This is a genomic window from Candidatus Obscuribacterales bacterium (assembly GCA_036703605.1).
In the GTDB taxonomy this organism is placed as follows: Bacteria; Cyanobacteriota; Cyanobacteriia; order RECH01; family RECH01; genus RECH01.
In genome coordinates, this window is sequence record DATNRH010000089.1 from 1 (window position 1) to 1,712 (window position 1,712).

Genomic DNA, 1,712 nt, shown 5'->3' on the forward strand with positions numbered 1-1,712 from the left:
TGCTCACCATCCCTCGAGTGCAGCGCCCCATGACCATCAGCATTCGCTCGGATGAAATTCGTCATGTAATTTCGGTGGGTGATGAGTAGCAGGCACCAAGGTAGGGTGCTGGGCTACAAGAACTGTAAGAACCAATGAATACATAAACAAGAGGAAACAAGATGGCTTTTGACCCCGTTTTGAACTTGGCTGGTCTTGATGGTAGCAATGGCTTTCGCATTGATGGGGTAGCTAGAGAGAACCGTTCCGGTTTTTCGGTGAGCAATGCCGGGGATATCAATAGCGATGGCTTTGATGACCTGATCCTTGGTACACCCTATGCCGACCCCAACGACAACGCTGATTCAGGCCCTAGCTATGTGGTGTTTGGCCGTGGCAGTAGGTTTAGTAGCACCCTCAACCTATCCAGACTCAATGGCAGCAATGGCTTTCGTATTGATGGCGTCGCCGCAAGGGACTATTCTAGTTATTCAGTGAGCAGTGCCGGGGATATCAATGGCGATGGTGTCGATGACCTGATCCTTGGAGCAGATGGTGTCGCCACCAACGGCCGCGATTCAGGCTCTAGCTATGTGATGTTTGGCCGTGAGGGTGGGTTCAGTAGCACCCTCAATCCATCTAGCCTCAATGGCAGTAATGGCTTTCGTATCGATGGTGTAGCAGAAGGTGACCTTTCCGGTTTTTCAGTGAGCAGTGCCGGGGATATCAATAGCGATGGCATCGATGACTTGATCATTGGAGCAATCGGTGCCGACCCCAATGGCAGCGATTCAGGCGCTAGCTATGTGGTGTTTGGCCGTCGTGCGAACCAAGCACCCACGATTGTGACCAATAGCGTGGTAAATATGCCGGAAAACACCACGCTGGTGGTTGATATCCAAGCCACAGACGATAGCAGTAGCGAGGGGAATGGCCTCACCTACAGTCTCAGTGGCGGGAACGACCAAGCATTGTTTACGATTGATGCCACAACGGGTGTACTGTCCTTCCTCACCGCACCAGACTTTGAAAATCCGATGGATGTGGGCAATGACAATGGCTACGCTGTTGAGGTAACAGTCACCAATGCAGGTGGATTAAGTACCGCACAACTGTTTAACATCAACCTCAACGATGTCAACGATAATTCTACGCCGTTTGACGATATCCTCAGCGGCACAGCGGGTAACGATACGATTCGTGCGTTGACAGGCAATGATGTGGTGCGCGGCTTGGGCGGTGACGATCGCATCTTTGGACAAGTCGGTAACGATATCCTCATCGGCGGCACGGGTAATGACGTTCTCAATGGTGGCGCAGATAACGATCGCATCTTTGGACAAGCCGGGAGCGATCGCCTTGATGGCGGAAACGGCGACGATCGCATCGATGGCGGTTCCGGAAACGATATCATTACCACCGGACAAGGGCGTGACCTACTTGTCATTCGCCAAAACGACGGCCTTGACCGCGTCACCGATTTCCAAAACAATCAAGACCGTATCGACTTGGTGGGCATTCGGTTTGGGCAATTAACGATTCAGCAACGGCAGGATGACGTGTTGATCAAACTCGGCACTACAAATCTGCTGCTTTTGGAAAATACGAACGCATCTGCCATAGATCGGGCGGACTTTGTGTAAGTCGTCTACTTTTCGAGCGATCGCCCTTGTGACCCAAAGGCGATCGCCTCCATTCTTATCACGCCCCACGATCAAACCCTAACCGTAGCC

At 52.0% G+C, this 1,712-nt stretch carries 1 protein-coding gene; it reads left to right on the forward strand.

The genetic code is table 11. The annotated features are described in order from the left end of the window. The first annotated feature begins 161 nt into the window (after nt 1-161). Entirely contained in the window at nt 162-1,622 is a 1,461-nt protein-coding gene (locus V6D20_01920) for a cadherin domain-containing protein (GenBank protein ID HEY9814554.1), read from the forward strand. Nucleotides 1,623-1,712 lie beyond the last annotated feature (90 nt).

Coding starts and splice junctions, on each gene's coding strand:
- V6D20_01920 (HEY9814554.1), top strand. CDS start 162: ATGGCTTTTGACCCCGTTTTGAACTTGGCTGGTCTTGATGGTAGCAAT.